The sequence below is a fragment of the Synechococcus sp. MU1617 genome (assembly GCF_020514235.1).
In the GTDB taxonomy this organism is placed as follows: domain Bacteria; phylum Cyanobacteriota; class Cyanobacteriia; order PCC-6307; family Cyanobiaceae; genus Parasynechococcus.
Window position 1 is genome coordinate 248,045 of sequence record NZ_VTLB01000001.1, and the last position, 19,771, is coordinate 267,815.

Annotated in this window: 23 protein-coding genes; 11 read left to right on the forward strand and 12 right to left on the reverse strand. The window is 60.4% G+C overall.

The features are described from left to right. Positions 1-18 precede the first annotated feature (18 nt). Entirely contained in the window at positions 19-1,608 is a 1,590-nt protein-coding gene (locus tag FZZ90_RS01435) for a YcjF family protein (RefSeq protein WP_226424005.1), read from the forward strand. 121 nt (positions 1,609-1,729) lie between these two features. Here FZZ90_RS01435 and FZZ90_RS01440 read toward each other — a convergent pair whose 3' ends face one another. Continuing rightward, a complete protein-coding gene (locus FZZ90_RS01440; RefSeq protein WP_226424006.1) occupies positions 1,730-3,139 on the reverse strand; it encodes an aminotransferase class V-fold PLP-dependent enzyme in 1,410 nt (469 codons plus the stop codon). A 100-nt stretch (positions 3,140-3,239) separates the two neighbouring features. Here FZZ90_RS01440 and FZZ90_RS01445 point away from each other — a divergent pair, with 100 nt between their 5' ends. After that, positions 3,240-3,683: a nucleoside deaminase gene (locus FZZ90_RS01445; RefSeq protein WP_226424007.1), complete on the forward strand. Its 444-nt coding sequence runs from the start codon at positions 3,240-3,242 to the stop codon at positions 3,681-3,683. Here FZZ90_RS01445 and FZZ90_RS01450 read toward each other — a convergent pair. Both FZZ90_RS01450 and FZZ90_RS01455 read right to left on the reverse strand, forming a co-directional pair. Continuing rightward, positions 3,655-4,839, reverse strand: a complete 1,185-nt coding sequence (locus FZZ90_RS01450) for an alanine--glyoxylate aminotransferase family protein (protein WP_226424008.1) — start codon at positions 4,837-4,839, stop codon at positions 3,655-3,657. The two genes, FZZ90_RS01445 and FZZ90_RS01450, sit on opposite strands and share 29 nt — an antisense overlap. A gap of 106 nt (positions 4,840-4,945) precedes the next feature. Further along, entirely contained in the window at positions 4,946-5,470 is a 525-nt protein-coding gene (locus tag FZZ90_RS01455) for an allophycocyanin subunit beta (protein WP_226424009.1), read from the reverse strand. A 206-nt stretch (positions 5,471-5,676) separates the two neighbouring features. On the opposite strand from FZZ90_RS01455, the gene glnA reads away from it, so the two are divergent. The 4 genes from glnA to FZZ90_RS01475 all read left to right on the forward strand — a co-directional run bounded on the left by glnA (position 5,677) and on the right by FZZ90_RS01475 (position 9,262). After that, positions 5,677-7,098: a type I glutamate--ammonia ligase gene (gene glnA, locus FZZ90_RS01460; protein ID WP_226424010.1), complete on the forward strand. Its 1,422-nt coding sequence runs from the start codon at positions 5,677-5,679 to the stop codon at positions 7,096-7,098. 114 nt (positions 7,099-7,212) lie between these two features. Further along, complete coding sequence (locus FZZ90_RS01465) at positions 7,213-8,286, forward strand: class I SAM-dependent methyltransferase (RefSeq protein WP_226424011.1); 1,074 nt, start codon at positions 7,213-7,215, stop codon at positions 8,284-8,286. 74 nt (positions 8,287-8,360) lie between these two features. After that, on the forward strand, positions 8,361-8,651 hold the full coding sequence (locus FZZ90_RS01470) for a copper-binding protein (protein WP_226424012.1): 291 nt from the start codon (positions 8,361-8,363) through the stop codon (positions 8,649-8,651). 356 nt (positions 8,652-9,007) lie between these two features. Next, positions 9,008-9,262, forward strand: a complete 255-nt coding sequence (locus tag FZZ90_RS01475) for a DUF6439 family protein (protein WP_226424013.1) — start codon at positions 9,008-9,010, stop codon at positions 9,260-9,262. Here FZZ90_RS01475 and FZZ90_RS01480 read toward each other — a convergent pair. After that, positions 9,222-9,659 carry an ATP-binding protein gene (locus FZZ90_RS01480; RefSeq protein WP_226424014.1) on the reverse strand — a complete coding sequence of 146 codons (438 nt, stop codon included), beginning with the start codon at positions 9,657-9,659 and terminating at the stop codon, positions 9,222-9,224. The two genes, FZZ90_RS01475 and FZZ90_RS01480, sit on opposite strands and share 41 nt — an antisense overlap. 53 nt (positions 9,660-9,712) lie before the next feature. Beyond that, complete coding sequence (locus FZZ90_RS01485) at positions 9,713-10,432, reverse strand: GUN4 domain-containing protein (RefSeq protein ID WP_226424429.1); 720 nt, start codon at positions 10,430-10,432, stop codon at positions 9,713-9,715. Between the two features lie 39 nt (positions 10,433-10,471). On the opposite strand from FZZ90_RS01485, the gene mnmH reads away from it, so the two are divergent. Genes mnmH through FZZ90_RS01505 form a run of 4 tightly spaced genes read left to right on the forward strand, consistent with a single transcriptional unit; the run spans position 10,472 to position 13,991 of the window. Next, the gene (mnmH, locus tag FZZ90_RS01490; protein WP_226424430.1) at positions 10,472-11,515 is read left to right on the forward strand and encodes a tRNA 2-selenouridine(34) synthase MnmH; all 1,044 of its coding nucleotides are present in this window, start codon (positions 10,472-10,474) and stop codon (positions 11,513-11,515) included. Between the two features lie 30 nt (positions 11,516-11,545). Then, positions 11,546-11,929: a photosystem II reaction center protein Psb28 gene (gene psb28, locus FZZ90_RS01495; RefSeq protein WP_226424015.1), complete on the forward strand. Its 384-nt coding sequence runs from the start codon at positions 11,546-11,548 to the stop codon at positions 11,927-11,929. After that, positions 11,926-13,005: an AI-2E family transporter gene (locus FZZ90_RS01500; RefSeq protein ID WP_226424016.1), complete on the forward strand. Its 1,080-nt coding sequence runs from the start codon at positions 11,926-11,928 to the stop codon at positions 13,003-13,005. The genes psb28 and FZZ90_RS01500 overlap by 4 nt, the downstream gene beginning before the upstream one ends. Further along, a complete protein-coding gene (locus FZZ90_RS01505; RefSeq protein ID WP_226424017.1) occupies positions 13,002-13,991 on the forward strand; it encodes an AI-2E family transporter in 990 nt (329 codons plus the stop codon). The genes FZZ90_RS01500 and FZZ90_RS01505 overlap by 4 nt, the downstream gene beginning before the upstream one ends. Positions 13,992-14,139: 148 nt before the next feature. Here the strand turns inward: FZZ90_RS01505 and FZZ90_RS01510 are convergent, their stop codons facing one another. Beyond that, entirely contained in the window at positions 14,140-14,319 is a 180-nt protein-coding gene (locus FZZ90_RS01510; protein ID WP_226424018.1) for a hypothetical protein, read from the reverse strand. A gap of 129 nt (positions 14,320-14,448) precedes the next feature. Here FZZ90_RS01510 and FZZ90_RS01515 point away from each other — a divergent pair, with 129 nt between their 5' ends. Next, entirely contained in the window at positions 14,449-14,670 is a 222-nt protein-coding gene (locus FZZ90_RS01515; RefSeq protein ID WP_226412277.1) for a hypothetical protein, read from the forward strand. Here FZZ90_RS01515 and FZZ90_RS01520 read toward each other — a convergent pair. The 6 genes from FZZ90_RS01520 to ispE form a co-directional block, all read right to left on the reverse strand. Continuing rightward, on the reverse strand, positions 14,667-14,888 hold the full coding sequence (locus FZZ90_RS01520) for a hypothetical protein (RefSeq protein ID WP_226424019.1): 222 nt from the start codon (positions 14,886-14,888) through the stop codon (positions 14,667-14,669). The two genes, FZZ90_RS01515 and FZZ90_RS01520, sit on opposite strands and share 4 nt — an antisense overlap. Continuing rightward, positions 14,881-15,870 (reverse strand): protein translocase subunit SecF, encoded by a 990-nt coding sequence (gene secF, locus FZZ90_RS01525; RefSeq protein ID WP_226424020.1) that lies wholly within the window; start codon positions 15,868-15,870, stop codon positions 14,881-14,883. Before secF ends, FZZ90_RS01520 begins: the two co-directional genes overlap by 8 nt. A 3-nt stretch (positions 15,871-15,873) precedes the next feature. Continuing rightward, positions 15,874-17,355, reverse strand: a complete 1,482-nt coding sequence (gene secD / locus FZZ90_RS01530) for a protein translocase subunit SecD (RefSeq protein WP_226424021.1) — start codon at positions 17,353-17,355, stop codon at positions 15,874-15,876. A 5-nt stretch (positions 17,356-17,360) separates the two neighbouring features. Next, entirely contained in the window at positions 17,361-18,344 is a 984-nt protein-coding gene (locus FZZ90_RS01535) for a pyruvate dehydrogenase complex E1 component subunit beta (RefSeq protein ID WP_226424022.1), read from the reverse strand. Positions 18,345-18,526: 182 nt separating this feature from the next. Then, positions 18,527-18,844, reverse strand: a complete 318-nt coding sequence (locus FZZ90_RS01540; RefSeq protein WP_226424023.1) for a DUF3082 domain-containing protein — start codon at positions 18,842-18,844, stop codon at positions 18,527-18,529. After that, positions 18,841-19,764, reverse strand: coding sequence for a 4-(cytidine 5'-diphospho)-2-C-methyl-D-erythritol kinase (gene ispE / locus FZZ90_RS01545; protein ID WP_226424024.1), 924 nt, complete (start codon positions 19,762-19,764; stop codon positions 18,841-18,843). The genes FZZ90_RS01540 and ispE overlap by 4 nt, the downstream gene beginning before the upstream one ends. Positions 19,765-19,771 lie beyond the last annotated feature (7 nt).

The following is a 19,771-nucleotide window of genomic DNA, read 5'->3' on the forward strand; positions in this document are numbered from 1 at the left end:
GGCTGGTGTGACGCAGGCATGAAACGCCAAACCCGGTTGCTGATCGGTCTCGCCGTTGCCTTTGTGGCTCTCGTGCTGATCGGCGTTGCTGTTCAGACCATCCGCAGCCTGCTGTGGGATCTGAGTTACTTCCTGCCTCCCTGGTTGCTAACGCCGGTGCTGCTGCTGGGGTTCGTGCTGGTGGCCACCGTGGCGGTGCAGGTGGGTTGGCCGATGTGGAAACGCCTTAAAACACGCCCAGACCAACGCCAAAGTCAACCCACCGCCGCTCCAAAGAACCGCCGGGATGCCGCAACCACCAGCCTGGGCCATGTGGATCGTCTAATCGAACGCATCCAGGACGACATCAGCCGCCGCAGCCTTCAGAACGAACGCGATCGGGTCGCTGAGGAGCTGAAGCGAGGCGATCTGGTGGTTGTGGTCTTCGGCACCGGATCGAGTGGCAAGACATCGCTGATCCGTGCCCTACTCAATGAAATGGTCGGCGATGTGGGTGCGCCCATGGGCGTGACCAAAACAAGCCGTGCCTACCGCCTGCGTTTGAAAGGTTTGGAGCGTGGTCTTCAGCTCGTGGACACCCCAGGAATCCTGGAAGCTGGAGAAGAAGGCCTTAGCCGAGAGGAAACAGCCCGTCGTCGGGCGGTTCGCGCCGACCTGTTGATTGTGGTGGTGGACGGAGACCTCAGAGCCTCGGAATACACCGTCGTGAGCTCTCTCGCCAGTCTCGGCAAGCGCCTGCTCCTGGTGCTGAACAAGCGGGATTTACGCGGTGTTGAGGAGGAAAGGAGGCTCCTGCAAGTGCTTCGTTCCCGTTGCCAGGGACAGCTCAACGCTGCGGATGTGGTGGCCTGCAGTGCATCTCCTCAATCGATTCCTCAACCAGGACGTCGCCCGCTGCAGCCGCTGCCTGACGTCAGCGATCTGCTGCAGCGCCTCGCCGTCGTGCTGCATGCCGAGGGGGAGGAATTAATTGCCGACAACATCCTTTTGCAATGCCGATCCCTCGACAGCCGCGGGCGCGACCTGTTGAACGACCAGCGGTCTCGGGAAGCCAAACGCTGCATCGACCGCTACAGCTGGATGGGAGCGGGGATCGTCGCCGCCAACCCGCTGCCTGGGATGGATCTGTTGAGCACAGCAGCGGTGAATGCCCAGATGATCCTGGAGATGGCCAAGATTTACGGGGTCGAGATGTCCCGTGATCGCGCCAAGGATCTGGCCCTGTCCCTCGGACAGACTCTGGGCAAGTTAGGCATCGTCAAAGGTGCCATGAGCTTGCTGGGCACCAGCCTGAGCCTGAGTTTGCCCACCTTGGTTCTGGGTCAGGTGCTCCAAGGGGTGGTGACCGCATGGCTCACCCGAATCGCAGGAAGCAGTTTCATGCGCTATTTCGAGCAGGACCAAGACTGGGGTGACGGCGGCATGCAGACCGTTGTTCAACAGGCTTTTGAGCTCAACCGACGGGAACTCTCACTGCAGCGCTTTCTGGCCAGTGCGATGCGGCAAGTGGTTGAACCGCTTCAGACGGCGGCGGCGGGACGGCTTCCCCCCCGGCCAGGGCCTCAGCAGGAGGGGGAAGCATCGGACCCCGGGCATCCAGAACCGTGATCAGGAGCAGATAGAGCACACCAATCGCCACGGAGATCGCCCCGGTGACGATGGCAACCCAGCGTGAACCCTGCTGCTGTTCCGACATGGGAGCCTTACAAACGATGGCGATTGTGAACGATCAGGCTGGAGCCAGGGATCCATTCAGTCGTCCCGACAAGTCGCTGAGGTGCTGAGCCGTGGTGTGGGGGTTACCAAAAACCGCCTTGAGACAGAAACGGTCGCCGTAGAAGGGTCGCGACAGCATGTAGCCGTGAGACAGCAGCATTTGACGGGTAGCTTCACTCCAACGGCCGGCTGCATCAACGCCCCCCTCCTTGGCATGGAATGCCAGCAGGTGAAGATCACCGGCCAACAAGGTGAACTTCTCTGGATCCAACTGGGCGGCAAAGGCGGTCCGCCGTTGCAAAGCTCCGCCGAGCGTCGCTTCGATGCCCGCCTCGCCCAACTGACGCAGGCCCAGCCAAAGCTTGAGGATCTCCGCAGGTCGGGTGCCCTGCAAGCCGATCTCCCCGCCGTGATCCATCCCCTTGGGCGCCTCCATGTAGGGCAAACCCGTTGAAAAGGCCTGACGGAGATGGGTTCGGTCCCGCAGCAAGAGCAGGGATGACGCCTTGGTGATGCCCAGCAATTTCTGGGGGTTGAGCGTGATCGAATCCGCCAGTTCCATGCCGTCCATCAGAGATGCATGGCTGGAACTCAGCGCGAACACACCGCCGATGGCAGCATCAACATGCAACCAGACCTCAGCATCACGGCAGAGGGTTGCCACATCCAACAGAGGATCAATGGCTCCGCGCACTGTGGTGCCGGCCGTGGCCACGACCGCCAAGCAAGGACGCCCCTCGGCTTGCAGGGATCTCAAACGCTCAGCCAAAGCCTCGAGGCAAAGGCCACCATCGGCAGCCACGGGAAGCGTCTGGAGCGCATCATCCGCCAGCCCCATCACCCTTGCGGCCTTGTTGATCGAGACGTGTGCATCTTGGCTGCACAGCAGCACAGGATCCCGATGTCTGGCCCCCAACGCCGCCCGTGCCGCCACCAGCGCCATGAGATTGCTCAGGGTTCCGCCGCTGGCCAGAACCCCTCCAGACCCCGTGGGCAAGCCAATCCTGTGGCAGAACCAGCGGCAGAGGTCATGTTCAAGGCCTGTCAGACCAGGCGAAAGCTCCTCGGCCAGGAGGTTGTTGTTGAGACCTGCACAGACCAATTCCGCCGCAATTGACGCGGTGAGCGGGGGTGGATCGAGATGGGCCAGAGCACCGGGATGGGACGGCTGATACGCCCCATCCATCACCTGCTGAAGGTCACTGAGCAGCGATTCAACGCTAGCCCCCTCAACACCTGGGGCCACATCAGGCAAGGGACGCATGACGGGGACCGGGCTGGATCGATCAGCGGAGCCGATCCAACGGCAGAGCAGATCTGAACTGCGATGCAGGAAGTCCCTCAGCACCGGATCTGAAGCCGAGGGGATGGCGAACGGAGCAAGCCGATCCGGGGGGTGCTGAGACTCGGAACAGGCTTGCAACGGAGACCCGTGAACTGCAGTGATCTTCGCGTCTCGTGGGAAGGTGCTCAAAGGACAACGTGGGACAGCGGTGGATCAGCGGGATGAGTTCACTCGCTGGATGGACGTTCTGCTCCAGCGCGCCGAGGAGGCTGGAGTGGAGGGAGAAGTGCCGGTGGCCGCTGTGATCCTCGATGGAGAGGGACGAGCCATCGGCCATGGACGCAACCGGCGCCAGAGCCACAGGGATCCCCTCGGGCACGCCGAACTGGTGGCCTTGCAACAGGCAGCGATCGTTCAGGACGACTGGAGATTCAACAACTGCACCCTGATCGTCACCCTCGAGCCCTGCCCCATGTGTGCAGGGGCCTTGGTGCAGGCCCGCATGGGAACTGTGGTTTTTGCGGCAACAGACCCCAAGCGCGGTGGCCTGGGGGGAAGCCTTGACCTCTCTACCCATGCCAGTGCTCATCACCACATGAGGGTGATTCAGGGCGTGCGCGAACCTGAGGCGAGGGGGCAGCTGGAACGCTGGTTCAGGCAGCGGCGGCGACAGAACCGCTGAAGCGAGGCAGCTCTGTCTCAAACAGGTTGAGCAGACGGTTCACGTTTTCAGGGTTGGAGTTGTACCCCATAAGACCGATGCGCCAGATTTTTCCGGCCAGGCTGCCGAGTCCGCCACCCACCTCGATGCCGTGGTTGTTGAGCAGGTGTTGGCTAAAGGCCTTGCCATCCACACCTTCAGGAATGCGAACCGTGGTGAGGGTGGGCAATCGGCGGTCGGCTGGGACATGCATCGAAAGGCCGAGGCTTTCCAGACCACTCCAGAGCATCTCCGCATTGCTGCGATGGCGTGCCCAGGCCTGATCGAGACCTTCTTCTGCCAAAAGACGCAGAGCCTCACGCATGCCGAAGTTCATGTTGACCGGCGCAGTGTGGTGATAAACGCGGTCACTTCCCCAGTACTGATTCAGCAGGGAGACATCCAGGTACCAGTTGGGAACCTTGCCCTGACGAGCTGTCATCTTGGCCTCAGCACGGGGACCCATGGTGAAGGGGCCGAGTCCGGGAGGGCAGCTCAGGCCCTTCTGGCTGCAGCTGTAGGCAAGATCAACCTTCCACTCGTCGATGTAAAGCGGTACACCCCCCAGGGAGGTGACGGTGTCGAGCAGCAGCAGGCAATCGTGCTTCCGGCAGAGGTCGCCAATGCCCTCCATGGGTTGGCAGACACCCGTTGAGGTTTCGGCATGAACCATCGCCAGGATGGCAGGCTTGTGCTCGATCAGCGCCGCTTCCAGCTCATCGAGGGAGAACCACTCACCCCAGGGCTTCTCAATGGTTTTCACCTCAGCGCGGTAGCGGCCGGCCATGTCAGCCAGTCGCAGGCCGAAGTATCCCTTGACCGCCACGAGAACGGTGTCTCCCGGTTCGACGGTGTTGGCCAGGGTTGCCTCCATGGCAGCACTGCCGGTGCCGCTCATCGGAAGTGTGAGGCGGTTGTCGGTCTGCCAGGCGTAACGCAGCAGCTCTTGGACCTCACCCATCAGCTCCACGTAGAGAGGATCAAGGTGACCAATCGGCGTTCTCGACAGAGCCTTCAGAACCGTTGGGTGGGCATTTGAGGGGCCGGGTCCAAGCAGAAGGCGGTCGGGTGTGCCGATCGGTGCAAAGGCTTTGCGGTGACGATCGTCAACAGGAAGGAGTGAGTTCGTCGTCGCCAAAGCCCTGATCGTTGGTTCGTGATGGTGAGCCTACGCAGTCACGCCCCTTGGGAGGGTGAGGAAAGCGCAATTGCAATCTGTTCGAATCTTGCTTGAACCTGTGGGCTCAGCGCTGGCGCACGTTCGTTTCACCAAGGCCCTTGGCCAGGTGATCAAACGGCTGAAGGACGGTGGAGAGCTGATCGGATGCAGCACCGTTGGCCAGAAGCATCTCGGAAACAACTTCTCCCAACAAAACGATGCTGCGGACTGTTGGGCCGGTGGGTACGCCGAGACTCTTATAGGTGTCGTCGAGTCCGTTCAGAACACGCTCATTGAGGATCGTGGAGTCACCAGCCACCAGGGCGTAGCTGGCGTAACGAAGGAAATAGTCCATGTCCCGCAGGCAGGCGGCGAGCCGGCGGGTGGTGTAAGCGTTGCCGCCAGGCAGAAGCAGGTCGGGTTCATCCCGGAACAAGCGCTGACTGGCTTCACGCACAATCTCGGCAGCAGAGCCGTTGATCAGCTCAACGGCCTGAATCCGCAGCGTGGATTCATCTAGGTACGCATTGATGCTGTCGATCGCTGGACGATCGAAATAACGACCCAACTGGTCGTAGCGACCGATCAGACCGCTGATTGCATCGCGCATGTCCCTGAATCTCCAGAGGATCCCCAGCGGAAGCTAACACCGTTGAGGCGGTCAGATCCTTTGGCAGGCCTGCATTTCAGCCAAGTTGACAGAAACGGTTACGCAGTCGCCCTCTAGCGGTTAAAACGTACCCCTTGATACAAAATGGTGGCTTGTGGCTGTTTACGGTCACATCACTGCACAATTCAGTCGAACAGTCCTTTCTTATGTCGAAATCCCCCCAGGACGTCCTGCGCCAGATCAAGGACGAAGGCATCGAACTGATCGACCTCAAATTCACCGATCTGCACGGCAAATGGCAGCACCTCACGGTCTGCACCGATCTGCTGGAGGAAGAGTCCTTCACTGAGGGCCTGGCATTTGACGGCTCATCCATTCGCGGATGGAAAGGCATCCAGGCCTCCGACATGGCCATGGTGCCGGACCCCAATACCGCCTGGGTGGACCCCTTCTACCGGCATAAGACCCTGAGCATGATCTGCTCGATTCAAGAGCCACGCACCGGCCAGCCCTATGAGCGCTGTCCCCGCGCCCTGGCCCAGCGAGCTCTGAACCACCTGGCCAGTACCGGGCTGGCCGACATGGCTTTCTTCGGCCCTGAGCCGGAGTTCTTCCTCTTCGACGACGTCCGCTACAACTCGGCCGAAGGTGGTTCCTTCTACAGCGTTGACACCATCGAGGCGGGCTGGAACACCGGACGCATCGAGGAAGGCGGCAACCTCGCTTACAAGATCCAGGAGAAAGAGGGCTACTTCCCTGTCGCTCCCAACGACACCGCACAGGACATCCGCTCCGAAATGCTCCTGCTGATGGGTCAGCTGGGCATCCCCACCGAGAAGCACCACCACGAGGTGGCTGGCGCGGGCCAGCACGAACTCGGCATGAAATTTGCTGAGCTGATCGAGGCCGCCGACAACGTCATGACGTACAAGTACGTCGTTCGCAACGTGGCCAAGAAGTACGGCAAGACGGCCACCTTCATGCCCAAGCCGGTGTTCAACGACAATGGCTCCGGCATGCACGTGCACCAGAGCCTTTGGAAGGGCGGTCAGCCCCTGTTCTTCGGTGAAGGCACCTACGCCAACCTCTCGCAGACGGCCCGCTGGTACATCGGCGGCATCCTCAAGCATGCTCCCGCCTTCCTGGCCTTCACCAACCCCACCACCAACAGCTACAAGCGTCTGGTGCCCGGGTTTGAAGCACCGGTCAACCTCGTCTACTCCGAAGGCAACCGCTCTGCCGCCGTGCGGATCCCGCTCACCGGCCCGAGCCCGAAAGCCAAGCGCCTCGAGTTCCGTTCGGGTGATGCCCTTGCCAACCCCTATCTCGCCTTCAGCGCCATGCTGATGGCCGGTCTGGACGGCATCAAGAACCAGATTGATCCCGGCGATGGCGAAGACCGCGACCTGTTCGAACTGGCAGCTGAAGAGCTGTCCAAGATCGCCACAGTTCCTGCGTCACTCAACGGCGCTCTCGAAGCGTTGAATGCCGATCGCGCCTTCCTCACCGCTGGCGGCGTGTTCAGCGACGACTTCATCGACAACTGGATCGACCTGAAGTACGAGGAGGTTCAGCAGCTTCGCCAGCGGCCGCACCCCCACGAATTCACCATGTACTACGACGCCTGATCAGCGCCCATACATCCCACGACCCGCCTCCCTGGAGGCGGGTTTTTTTGTGGACTGCTAAGCACGCGATTGCGCGTCACATTCGCTGGAATAGCGCTGTTGTCTGGATCCGCGATGGCATCAACGCCCCTGAGCAAGCTTGCGTACCAAACGCTTCAGCAAGGCAAAAGCATCGCGGGCCTGGCCCACAAAGAGCTGAGCACAAAGCTGATGGAGCTGCTGGCTCCCGATGCCGTTCCCAAGACGGAACCCGTGTCCGCAGAAGTTCTTGGAGAGCTCCGCCTGGACATGGGCAAGCTCCAGGAACAGGATTGGCAGGATGCCGAACAGGGGATTTACCCCGAGCAGTTGTTGTTCGATGCCCCCTGGCTCGACTGGGTCAGCCGCTACCCGCAGGTTTGGATGGATCTTCCCTCCACGTGGGATCGACGTCGTGAGCGCAACGTGCGCGATCTGCCCAAGGAGACCGACAAAGAGCTTTACCCCGAGTACTACCTCCAGAATTTTCATCATCAAACCGACGGGTATCTGAGTGACCACTCGGCCGGTCTCTACGACCTGCAGGTGGAAATCCTCTTCAATGGCACCGCCGATGCCATGCGACGGCGGGTCTTGGCTCCGCTGAAACGGGGCTTGAAGCACTTCGCAGACCGTGCACCCGGCTCCCTGAAGATTCTCGATGTGGCAACCGGCACGGGCCGGACATTGCACCAAATCCGGGCTGCTGTGCCCCACGCACAGCTCATCGGAACCGATCTCTCCGAGTCGTACCTGCGTCAAGCCAACCGCTGGCTGAATGACGGCGATGCATCGCTGGTTCAGCTGATCCGTGCCAACGGAGAATCCTTGCCATTGGCGGGAGGATCGGTTCAAGCCGTTACCAGTGTGTTTCTGTTGCACGAACTGCCGGCGGAAGCACGCCAGAACGTCCTGAACGAGGCCTGGCGTGTACTCGAGCCTGGTGGAGTGTTCGTGCTGGCCGACTCTGTTCAGATGGCTGACTCACCCAAGTTCGCTGCAGTGATGGAAAACTTCCGGCGTGTCTTCCATGAGCCCTACTACCGCGATTACATCGGCGATGACATCGACGCCCGCCTCTCAGCTGCAGGGTTCGAAGGCATCACCGCGGAAACCCACTTCATGACGCGGGTCTGGTCAGCGCGCAAACCCATCGCAGAGGCCAGCTGAGGGGATTCCCTGACAGCGTCCCTTGCACGAACGGCTGCGAGCCATAGGGTGTGATCGATTCTGAAGGGAACTTCATGACAAATCCCTTCCGGCTGCGTTGGCTTCAGGGCTGGACGTTTCAGGTGGTGCTGATGGAAGGCCATGTGCAGGTGGAAGCCCACGGTTTCGGCATCTGCCTACGCACGGCTGTGATGCCAGGGGAAAGTCCTCAGGCAGCGGCCGATCGTTTGGTCTTATCTGAAGATCGACGCAGGCGGGCTCTGCACAATGCCTGGCTTCGTGGTCAGGACATGGCGCAGCCCACTGAAGTGTCAACGACGAAGGAGGTTGCCCCCTCCTCCAATTCGCTGGTGGTGGTTGGCTAGGCCCATCGCCAACAGGTGACCTGTTCTCCTGATCTATTCAGAGCCGAGCAAGAAACCAAGCCAAAGCAAACCCTGCTCCACCAAAACGCATTGCCCTCCAGAAGCGCTCCCCCGAAGACGGTGAGAGGGGCCATCCCACAGGTGGCTGGCTAATCAGGTTGGAGCCAAGCTTGCCTCGTTGCACCCAACGCCGCGCAGCAACACCCGACCGGGCATGGGCCTGACATTGGCCTTGCAATAGAAGGCGGGAGGCACGGTGGAGCCAACGCAATGCACTGCTGGGACGTTTGCCTTTGCGCTGTTCCACGCCGTTGCACCCACATCACCCGAAACTAGATCGATCTTCTGATCCAGGGATGACTTCACCCGACGCCCCATGGCCCGACTCCGCCAAAGCCAAGGCGGAAGAGCTGCATCAGTTGCTCCGCATCGGCGATCGCGACTGGCATCAGCTGAAGAGCCACCGACAGCGGCGTGGAGCCGAGTTGCTGGCGGCTGCGATGGTGCAACTGCTCCGCCAAGGGAACAGCTCCGACGTGGAGAAGCTGACCCAACAGGCGCTCGGATGGTTCAAAGGAGAGTTGAAGGATCCGGGCTGTCCGCGTCACTGACGGGCCGGCGGCAGGCCAGCTGCAGGCGATTCCCGCGCCGGCTCCAGCGGACATCATCAAAACATTGGTGGATCAGAAACAATCCACGGCCGCTGGCAGCATCAAGCGCGGTCGGCAGAGTTGCGGTACGGGACTGCTCTGGAAGGCCACAACCCTCATCTTGAACCTGCCAGACCATCCAATTGGGCGTGAGGATGCGGCGAACGCGCAGCTTCTTGGCGGGGTTCTCAGCGTTGCCATGGCGAACGGCATTGACCAGGGCTTCATGCAATCCCAGTTCAATCCGCTGACTGGTGAGAACACAACCAACTGGCTCAGTGAGCAGCTCCAGCAAAGGGGCCAACTGCAGGGTCGACGGCAAGTTGAACTCAGCCCAGCGAAACCTCTTGGACGGCACAGTTGGGCACGTAGACGTCGGTTATTCGAACTTACCGTTGATGGGAAGTCCCGTCAGAATCTCCGGGCCACAAGTGCCGGATGATTCAACAGGGAATCCATCAGGCGAACGCCACGAAGCTGATTGATCAACGGCATATGCCCCTCTGGGGCCTCGATCGACCAGGTGAAGGCACTTGGATAACGCGTCCAGACGCCATCGCATTTCCAGCCGATCCGGGGCCAAAGGCGTTCGTAACGCCCATCGAGGGCTGACAACAACTGGGACTGGGCTGTGAAGCCAAAGCGACCTTGGGAATACACCGTCCAGAGTCGATCGAGACTGACCAGATCAACGCCGGACATCGGCGCTACTTCTGAGAAATAGACGTAGCCCCGTTTCACGGCGGCATCACCGGCTAATTCGCGGAGGCACTGACTGGTAATGCGATCTGCCTCCTCAAAGTTCTGATGGAGCAGCTCCTGCTGCAGCGGCCCATAATCCAGGCCAGCCCCGGAATCTGTGGTCAACCAGCCTCGATCGGACGACGGGATCAGAGCGGAAACAGCATCGGGCTGGTGGCGTTGCAACACCTGCAAAATCCAACCTGCAGCCCAGTCATCACCTGCGGGGTCGAAACCAGAGAGCAGTTCTGGTCCAACCGCAGCCAGCTCCTCAACACGGGTTTCGATCTGCTTGATCAGAGGACGTCGCTGGCGAGGTGTTCCCTTCGCGAAACGATCCAGCAGCTGGTCAACGCTGAGTTTTGTGGCGGGTGTTGAACCGGAGAGCATGAGTCGCAACCGGCCCCAACTGGCTCGGTGTGGCCCACTATGTCAGGCATGGGCGAGACATGTTCAATCGAAATCCTGCAGCTGCGCGAGCTGAAGGGACCTTTGGTGGACGTGCGCAGCCCCAGCGAATTTGCGAAAGGCCACTGGCCTGGGGCCATCAACGTGCCTCTCTTCGACGATGAGGAACGCGCCGCAGTCGGCACTGCCTACAAGCAGCAGGGACGGACACCAGCGATTCACCTGGGGCTTGAACTCACCGGCCCCAAGCTCAGCAGCTTGGCCCGTCAAATGGAAGGCCTTCGTCACCAGGGGGATCCACGGATCTACTGCTGGCGGGGCGGAATGCGCTCGGCCAGTGTGGCCTGGCTTGCCCGGCAGATCGATCTCAAGCCGAGGCTCCTTCAAGGGGGATACAAGAGTTATCGGCGCTGGGCTCAGAGCCGATTTGAACAGACCTGGCCCCTTCGCGTGATGGGCGGACGCACGGGAACAGGGAAAACCGATCTGCTGTTGGCGATGGCGGCGCGCGGTGCAGCCGTCGTTGATTTGGAAGGGCTTGCCAACCACCGCGGAAGCAGTTTCGGCGGCCTTGGCCTGCCGGATCAACCCAGCACCGAGCACTACGAGAACCAATTGGCTGAGGCTCTGGATCAACACCTCCACCGTGGGGCCACGGCGATCTGGTTGGAAGCTGAAAGCATCCAGGTGGGCCGCTGCCGCATTCCCAAGCCCCTGTTCGATCAGATGCAACAGGCCCCTGTGCTGGAGATTCAGCGCGACCTAAGAGAACGGGTGAGCCAATTGGTGCAGGTGTACGGCCACCAGGGGAGAGCCGCTCTGGCTGAGGCAACCGAACGGATCAGTCGACGCCTTGGCCCCCAGCGCACCAAGGAAGCCCTCGAAGCGATTGCCAGGGAAGACTGGGCCAGCGCCTGCCGCGCCACGCTCGACTACTACGACCGCTGTTACGACCATGAGTTAGCGCGAACGCCCAGACGCGAGGCGATCGATCTCTCGGGGCTCAGCGCTGATGAAGCCGCCGAGAAGTTGATCAACCGGGGGTTCATTGAAATCCCCGATTAAGATCGCCTCCAGCGATGGTTCGAGAACGACGTGAGCAAAGCAGCGATTCAGTTCTTTCGGGGAGTCAACGAGCCGGTGGTGCCCGACATCCGTCTGACCCGCAGCCGTGACGGCCGTACAGGTCAAGCCACTTTCCGTTTCGAACAGCCCGCTGCGATTGCTCCCGAAACCATGGGTGACATCACCGGAATGTGGATGGTGGATGAAGAAGGCGAAATGGTCACCCGCGAAGTGAATGGCAAATTCGTAAACGGCACCGCCAGTGCCCTTGAAGCCGTTTATTCATGGAAATCCGAAGAGGACTTCGAACGGTTCATGCGCTTCGCCCAGCGCTACGCCGATGCCAATGGCTTGGGTTATTCACAAAGCCAGGATTCCGATCAGACTGACGGGGCCGACGATCAACAAGCTTGAGACTGCCCCAGTGGCTGTCATTGACAGCCTTCATTGCAGCCATCGTTCTGCTGTGGTCGCTGCGTGATCTGCTGCTGCTGATTTTTGCAGCAGTGGTTCTAGCCATGGCGTTGTGCACGCTGGTGGGCATCCTTCGAGAGCGGCAGCCGATGCAGAGGCCCCTGGCCGTGCTGCTCTGCATCGTTGGGCTGTTGTTGGTGGCGGCAGGTGCGGCAGGCGTTGTTGTCCCTCCTTTCCTCGAGGAATTTGCACTGTTGTTGCAGAAGCTGCCGGAAGCAGGGCAGACCCTGGTTCGACTAGGCCTCGGTTGGATCGACAGCATCAGTGCGTCCATTTATGGCGTCGATGCATTCCCCGATCTCAACGAACTGGGCCTGAACGGTCCACGCCAGCTCGTGCCCGACGGTTCATCACTCGCCGCTGGCGTGGGCAATGGATTGCTGGGTCTGCTCGGTTTAGCGGGCAACCTCGGCAACGGTGTTCTGCGTCTGTTGTTCGTGGTGGCGGTGGCCCTGATGATCAGCATTCAGCCCCAGGCCTATCGGAGTGTTGGGCTTCAGTTGATTCCCTCCTTCTACCGACGCCGGGGGCGCCGCATCCTGGATCAATGCGGTGCTGCGTTGAGCAGCTGGATGGTGGGTGTGCTGATCAGCTCCCTAGCCGTGTTTGTGCTGTGCAGCATTGCGTTAACACTTTTGGGAGTGAAGCTCGTTCTGGCCAATGCACTCCTTGCAGGCCTTTTGAACGTGATTCCCAATCTGGGACCCACGATGAGCACAATCTTTCCGATGGCGGTAGCCCTGTTGGATGCCCCCTGGAAAGCAGCTGCGGTGCTGGGTGCCTACGTGGTGATCCAGAACATCGAGAGTTATGTGATCACACCATCGGTGATGCACCACCAGGTGAAGCTGCTCCCAGGGTTGACCCTGGCAGCGCAATTTCTGTTCACGTTGCTGTTCGGACCTCTCGGCCTGTTGATGGCGCTGCCGCTGGCGGTGGTGCTGCAGGTGATCATCCGTGAGGTGCTGATCCACGATGTGCTGGACCGCTGGAAACGTCTGGAGCCGGCACGATGACAGCCGGCACGTTTCTCGTTGCCCTCACCCTTGTGGTGCTGGTGCTGCTGCTCTGGCACCTGCGCTGGGTGCTCCTTGTGCTATTCGGCGCCGTGGTTGTAGCCGTCGCCCTTGATGTGCTGATTGTTCAGCTTCAGAAGCGATCCCCACTGGAGCGCCCCCAGGCCCTGGCTGTCGTGCTGGGGATTTTGATCTTGGCCGGGGGACTGCTTGGGCAACTGCTGGTTCCGGAGCTGATCAGCCAGTTCCAACAACTGGGTCGGGATCTACCGCAGTTGGTCAGCAAGGTGTCCGACCTGCTGAGCAATGAGCCTCGCCTGGCGCAACTGAATGACGCTTTGGGTGAGGGCCTCAATCTGAAAGGGCTTCAGCCGTTGCTGGGTTTCGCAGGAGGTGCAGCGAACTCGCTGATTCAACTGTTCTTGATGGTTCTGCTCGCGATCCTGCTGGCCTTGGATCCCAACGCCCATCGGCGCATGGTGGTGGCTATGACGCCCCGACCGGCACGTCAGCAGATGGAACATCTGCTCGATGAATGCCGTCAAGCGTTGGGGGGGTGGCTCAGTGGCATGACCCTTTCCGCCACCACAGTGTTTCTGCTTACTTGGGGCGGCCTGTTGCTGCTGAAAGCCCCCCTGGCCCTGTTGAGTGCCCTGGTCTGTGGCCTGCTCACATTCGTGCCGACCATCGGCCCTACCGCTGCAACGCTACTGCCCGCGGGATTGGCCCTGCTGCAGTCGCCGCAATTGATGGTGTCGGTGCTGGTGTTCCGCCTGGTGCTGCAGAACCTGGAGGCTTTTCTGCTCACACCGCTGTTGCTGCGCAAAACCGTGAATCTGCTGCCCACCGTGGCCTTAACAGCTCAGCTCAGCCTTGGTGCCCTGTTGGGACTTCCTGGTGTTCTGCTAGCCCTTCCCCTGGTGGTGGTGCTTCAGGTGCTGATGCAGCGCGTGGTGGTGCAGCAGATCATGGATCGCTGGGCGTGAGCCGAGAAACCAATCGTGTATCGAACTGAACACTTGGTAACAAGGGTCACACCTGAGACCAGCCCTGACTAAGTATTTTTACTGAGTCGTGAGAACGACGCGTCGAGCATTGGGGCTCTTGGGAGAGGGTCCCATTTTTTTGTCTTCTTCAGAGCAGCTGACGTTTCTTTTTCTCGCTCGAATCGCGCTCTCGCTCAACCGCTTGCCAGTAAGCCGCGGAGACCGCAACCTCCTGCCCCCGTTCAATTCGGCTCAACCGCGCCTTCAGCGCTTCCACCTCGGCACGCAAGCCAAACACCACCTCACTAAGACCAGGATTCAACTCCATGGAACCTGAGCAACCAATCGAGTCGTAGCTCAGGCTTGAAAAGCAATGACGTTCACCGCGATACCGAAGAAGCCATCTTGACGCCCTTCAATCCAATAGTGTGTCCAAGAGGTCTTGAGACGAACCGGATTGGACGTCATCTTCAATTTCTCCCGTTATGAGGAACTGAGGCAGGCCGTGATGCAGCTGGTTCGCGAGAATCTTGACCCTGAGTTGCTGCACGAGGAAGCCCACGATCTGTTCGAATCGTGGTGGGCCTCAACCCACAGCCAGGGGCAGTGGAATGCCGACGTGAAACAACGCACCTGGGATTCGATCTGGCGTGAATTTGGCAACAGCCCCAAGCGCTAACCGAAGCGACGCCACAAAGAACCGGAACCCAGCAAGACCAGCACAGCAAGCTGATGATGCCGAATGGCATAACCAAGCCCTGTCATGGTGAACTGATCACTGAGCAGCAGGACTTCGGTGCGCAGATCACCGAGAGCCAGCAGGATCAACAGAATCGGGAACCAACGGGCCGGAACAGCACGGCGTCTGCGCTCTGAACCGGCGCTGGGATTAGTCACGGGCGCTGTCCCAGAGCGTGAGCAGCGACGGTGCCAGGGCGATACTCGACCAGGAACCAACAACAACCCCGAGGGCAAGGGCGATCGCAAACCAATACAGCGTTGCCCCCCCGAAAAACACGAGAGCCAAGAGGGGCAGCAAGGTGGTTCCGCTGGTGTAGAGGGTGCGGGTCAATGTGGCAGAAACCGCTTGATCCACTTGCAATGAGAGGGGCAAGTCGGCGGCGTCCTTGCTGCGTTCGCGGATGCGATCGAAGACCACCACCGTGTCGTTGACCGAATAACCAGCAATCGTCAGCAGTGAAACCGCAAACAAGCTGTCCACCTCTAGCTGAAGCACAACCCCGAGCCAGGCGAAGACACCACACACGATCGCTACGTCATGGGCCAGCGCCACAAGGGCAAGGAAGGCGTAGCGGCGGTCGTAGCGGAAGCTGATGTAGGCCGCAATACCGCTGAAGGCCACCAGCAGAGAAATCAGGCTGCTGCGAAGCAGTTGCTTGCCCAGGCTCGGCCCGATGGTGTCGACCGATTGACCACCGGAGAGGAACGGCCCTGCGACGGGTTCAACGGCCGCAATGACCGCTTGGCCCTGGGCAGCCGACAACGTTGGCAGGCGCAACAACAACGACTGCCCCCCATCCAGAAGCTGAACCCGGGGTGCGCCCAGATTGGGGAGAGGTTGGCCCTCCTCTTGAGGCAGGTCCAGGTTGCGGATCACATCCGAGACCGCAATCGCCTTGAGCTCAGCGCATGCGTCATCACAACGACGCTCCAGTTGGATCTGCGTGCCGCCGGTGAAATCCAAGCCCGGACGGAGGGGAGCACGAATCCCAGGATCCAACCAGCTGAGCAACAAGCCCAACAGACTGATCAAAACCACCAGACCAGAAATCAGCCACACCTTGCGGCGCATGCTGCTGAGGGACCAGCGCAGGCTGAGGACCGTGCCCGCTTGTGCCGATGACGATGCTTCAGTCATGGTTCAGGCGGTGGGGGAAGGAAGTTGCCCAGTGGGCAGGAAATTGCTGGCACGACGCAGACCGGCGTAGCCCATCAGGAAACGAAGCAGAGTGCGGGTGCACGTCAGAGCTGTGAACAAACTCAGCAGAACACCGATGCCCAGGGTCGCTGCAAAGCCCTTGACCAGGCCGGTGCCAAGGAAGAAGAGAGCTGCGCAGCTGATCAACGTGGTCAGGTGACCATCAACGATCGATGAAAAGGCCTCGGAGAAGCCTGTATCGATCGACCGGATCAAGGTGTTGCCCCGCCGCAATTCGTCTTTGATGCGCTCAAAAATCAGCACATTGGCATCCACGGCCATGCCGATCGAGAGGATGAAACCAGCGATTCCCGGCAAGGTGAGGGTGACCGGGATCAAGGCGTACACCGCCAGGTTGAACAGGGCATAGAGGCTGAGGGCCATCACGGCCACCGCCCCAGGCAGGCGATAGGCCACCACCATGAACACAGCCACCAAAGCCAGACCCGAGAGGGCTGCCACCAGGCTGCGGCGGATGTTCTCTGCTCCGAGCGTGGGCCCGATGGTGCGGACCTCGATCACCTCAACGGGCAATGGCAGGGAGCCACCCCGGAGCTTCACCTCGAGCTCACGGGCCGTTTCCGCGCTGAAATTGCCGCTGATGGTGGCTGCTCCACCTGAGATTCCAGCGCTTTTGAACTGGGGGCCAACGCTGGCGGCGCTGATCAACTGATCATCCAATGTGATGGCAAGCAACCGATCGGTACCGGCAATCGATTTGGTGAGATCAGCGAAAGCCTCAGCACCCTCACCATCGAAATTGAGGGTCACCTCCCAACTGTTCGGGTTGTTCTGGAGCGGTTGTCGGCCTGCTGTCACCAGCTGCTTGCCCGTCAGCGCTGCCGGCTCGAGCATCGTGAGCAGATCGGAATCAACCTTCTTCAGAAGCTCGCGGAGCTGCTCCTCCTCTGAGCTGGCCTGCCCATCAAGACCCAGAGTCTCCCGGGTTGACTTCAGCTGATCCAGATCCAGAGGCTCCGGTGTTTCACCGCGGCGGATCTGATCCTCACGCAACCTGAGGATCGCTTCCACCTGAGAGCGGAGCTGCCTCAGACCACGGAACTCAGCTTCGGTATCAGGCTTTTGGGAACGAAATTCCAGCAGAGCCGTATCACCAAGAACCCTCGCGGCGGCGGTGGGATCCTGTTCGCCGGGGAGCTGCAACACCAGCTGCGACTCACCAACCGTCTGCAGGGTGGACTCGGCCACACCAAGGCCGTTGACCCGACGATCGAGAACGGCTTTCACTGCTTCCATCTCTTCGGAGCCGACCCGAGTGATTTCCCCGGCTGGCTTCACTTCAACGGTGAGCTGACTGCCGCCCCGTAGATCGAGGCCCAGTTCCAGCGGCGTACGAACCAAAAACATCCCGGCAGCGATCGCCAGGGCAAGAACAAGGGCAAACCAACCCTGATAACGCGCCATCAATTTCAGATGCCTTTGTTGACCAATGCCTGCGCCGCCTCAACGATCTGATGCGGCTGAATGATCGTGAGATTCTCCAGGGAACCGTTGTAGGGGGTGGGAATGTCCTGACTGGAGAGACGCACAGGTCGAGCATCCAGGTCGTCGAAACACTGCTCGGTGATCAGCGCAATCAACTCGGCCCCGATGCCGCCGGTCTTCATGCATTCCTCCACCACGATCACCTTGTTGGTCTTCCGGATGGAGCGACCAATCGTCTCCATGTCGAAGGGCTTGAGGCTGATGAGATCGATCAGTTCAACGCTCACCCCCTCAGCCTCCAGTTGCTCAACGGCCTTGAGGCAGTGATGACGCATCCGGGAGTAGGTGAGGATCGTCACATCAGTGCCTTCCTGAACCAGATCAGCCTGATCGAGGGCACAGGTGTAGTCGCCTTCGGGGAGCTCCTCACTGAGGTTGTAGAGCAACACGTGCTCGAAGAAGAGCACAGGATTGTTGTCGCGAATCGCGGCCTTCATCAGGCCTTTGGCATTGGTGGGCGTGCTGCAAGCCACGATCTTGATGCCGGGGACAGCATGGAAGTAGGCCTCAAGCCGTTGGCTGTGCTCTGCGCCAAGCTGACGACCCACACCACCAGGGCCGCGCACCACGGTGGGAATGGTGAAGTTGCCGCCGCTGGTGTAGCGGAGCATCCCCATGTTGTTAGAGATCTGGTTGAAGGCCAGGAGCAGGAAGCCCATGTTCATGCCCTCAACAATCGGCCGGAGGCCGGTCATTGCGGCACCAACCGCCATTCCGGTGAAGCCGTTCTCAGCAATTGGAGTGTCGAGCACCCTGAGATCGCCGTATTTCTCCGCCAGATCCTTGGTGACCTTGTAACTGCCGCCGTAATGGCCGACGTCCTCCCCCATCACACAGACGTGGGGGTCTCTCCCCATCTCCTCGTCGATGGCTTCCCGGAGGGCGTTGAAGAGAAGTGTTCCTGCCACGGCGTCACAGTGATCCCGGCCAATCCGGGTGGTGAGGCCAAGCTATCTCAGTCAGCGCAGGGTCAACCGCCAGCCGCGAAGGTGAACAACAACAAAACGGAGAGCAGCATGGCCGGAGACAGCAGCAACGCCAGCTGGCCGAGGTCGTGGGGCGTCATCCAAACCCTGGCAATGAGCGGACGCTAGGCAGGGTTCTGATCGCGAGCCGTAAAGAGACTGCGAAGAAACACCAGGGTCAAACCAAGGGCCACAAACCCTGAGCTGAAGGTGGCCAAGAAGGACAAGCCCACCAGCAGGGTCTTGAGGGTGACGGCGATGTTTTGGGCAATCGGCGAGCTGTAATGCGGGGGGTGAACAGCGAAATACACCACCATCCGCCGACTCAGGCCCAGGGCCAGCCAGGCCAAAAGCCCAGCCGTCAGCGCTCCGGAGAGAAAACTCAGCGGACCTTTACGCGGATCCCTTGGTTCGGGGCTCTGTGGTGTGGGGGCGTCAGTCATGCCTCGATCCTCACGCCATCGCTGCGGAGGGCGCAAGACCAAGCCTTCAAGCCGCTGCGCTCCAGCTGGGGGGTGAGCTGATCCTGCGCCTGGCGGCATGACGCCAGATCGGAGAACAGCGCGAAACAACTGGGTCCAGAACCGCTCATTGCCACTGCCAGGCTGTGCGGAACGCTCTTCAACAAATCGAGCGCCGAACGCACCGCAGCTGTTTCAGGAGCGACCACCTCCTGCAGGTCATTGCGCAAGGGAGGTGGCAGATCGCTGCGCAAAGGGTGGAGCCAATCGATGCTGCGCAAGGCTTGCCGGCGTTGTTCAAAAGCCGCCTCATCAGCGAGGTATTGGGATTGATTGAGCTCACGGCAACGCTTGTAGGCCCAGGGCGTTGAGACGCTCACCGTGGGGTCTTTGACCAAAAGCACCGCCAGGGGTTGGGGCGTTGGCGACACGGCTTCCAGTTGTTCACCTCGCCCGAAACAGAGCTGACATCCTCCGGCCACACAGAAGGGCATGTCTGAACCGAGCTCAGCGGCCATTCGCTCCAGCGCCGCTGGGCTATGGCCCAACCCCCACAGGGCATTCAGTCCCACCAATGCTGCGGCGCCGTCGCTGGAGCCACCAGCCAGGCCAGCTCCGATGGGGATGCGCTTCTCCAGATGAATCGACGCCCCCAGTTCACTGAAACCAGAACGGTCCCTGAGCAGTTGGGCCGCCTTGATGATCAGGTTGTCGTCGCCGACACTGAGGCTGGTGTCATCGCACGTGAGGCTGAGTTGAGCATCGGCGGTGTTCTCAAAGCTCAGGCGATCCGCCAAGTCGATGCTCTGCATCACCATGGCCAGCTCGTGGAAACCGTCCGACCGCAGCCCCAGAACCTCAAGGTGCAGATTGACTTTGGCCGGGGCCGTCACCGTGATCATGGTGGTT

Coding starts and splice junctions, on each gene's coding strand:
- FZZ90_RS01540 (WP_226424023.1), bottom strand. CDS start 18,844: ATGACTGACGCCCCCACACCACAGAGCCCCGAACCAAGGGATCCGCGT.
- FZZ90_RS01465 (WP_226424011.1), top strand. CDS start 7,213: ATGGCATCAACGCCCCTGAGCAAGCTTGCGTACCAAACGCTTCAGCAA.
- FZZ90_RS01470 (WP_226424012.1), top strand. CDS start 8,361: ATGACAAATCCCTTCCGGCTGCGTTGGCTTCAGGGCTGGACGTTTCAG.
- FZZ90_RS01475 (WP_226424013.1), top strand. CDS start 9,008: ATGACTTCACCCGACGCCCCATGGCCCGACTCCGCCAAAGCCAAGGCG.
- FZZ90_RS01435 (WP_226424005.1), top strand. CDS start 19: ATGAAACGCCAAACCCGGTTGCTGATCGGTCTCGCCGTTGCCTTTGTG.
- FZZ90_RS01445 (WP_226424007.1), top strand. CDS start 3,240: ATGGACGTTCTGCTCCAGCGCGCCGAGGAGGCTGGAGTGGAGGGAGAA.
- secD (WP_226424021.1), bottom strand. CDS start 17,355: ATGGCGCGTTATCAGGGTTGGTTTGCCCTTGTTCTTGCCCTGGCGATC.
- mnmH (WP_226424430.1), top strand. CDS start 10,472: ATGTCAGGCATGGGCGAGACATGTTCAATCGAAATCCTGCAGCTGCGC.
- FZZ90_RS01505 (WP_226424017.1), top strand. CDS start 13,002: ATGACAGCCGGCACGTTTCTCGTTGCCCTCACCCTTGTGGTGCTGGTG.
- secF (WP_226424020.1), bottom strand. CDS start 15,870: ATGACTGAAGCATCGTCATCGGCACAAGCGGGCACGGTCCTCAGCCTG.
- glnA (WP_226424010.1), top strand. CDS start 5,677: ATGTCGAAATCCCCCCAGGACGTCCTGCGCCAGATCAAGGACGAAGGC.
- FZZ90_RS01485 (WP_226424429.1), bottom strand. CDS start 10,432: ATGCTCTCCGGTTCAACACCCGCCACAAAACTCAGCGTTGACCAGCTG.
- FZZ90_RS01455 (WP_226424009.1), bottom strand. CDS start 5,470: ATGCGCGATGCAATCAGCGGTCTGATCGGTCGCTACGACCAGTTGGGT.
- FZZ90_RS01510 (WP_226424018.1), bottom strand. CDS start 14,319: ATGGAGTTGAATCCTGGTCTTAGTGAGGTGGTGTTTGGCTTGCGTGCC.
- ispE (WP_226424024.1), bottom strand. CDS start 19,764: ATGATCACGGTGACGGCCCCGGCCAAAGTCAATCTGCACCTTGAGGTT.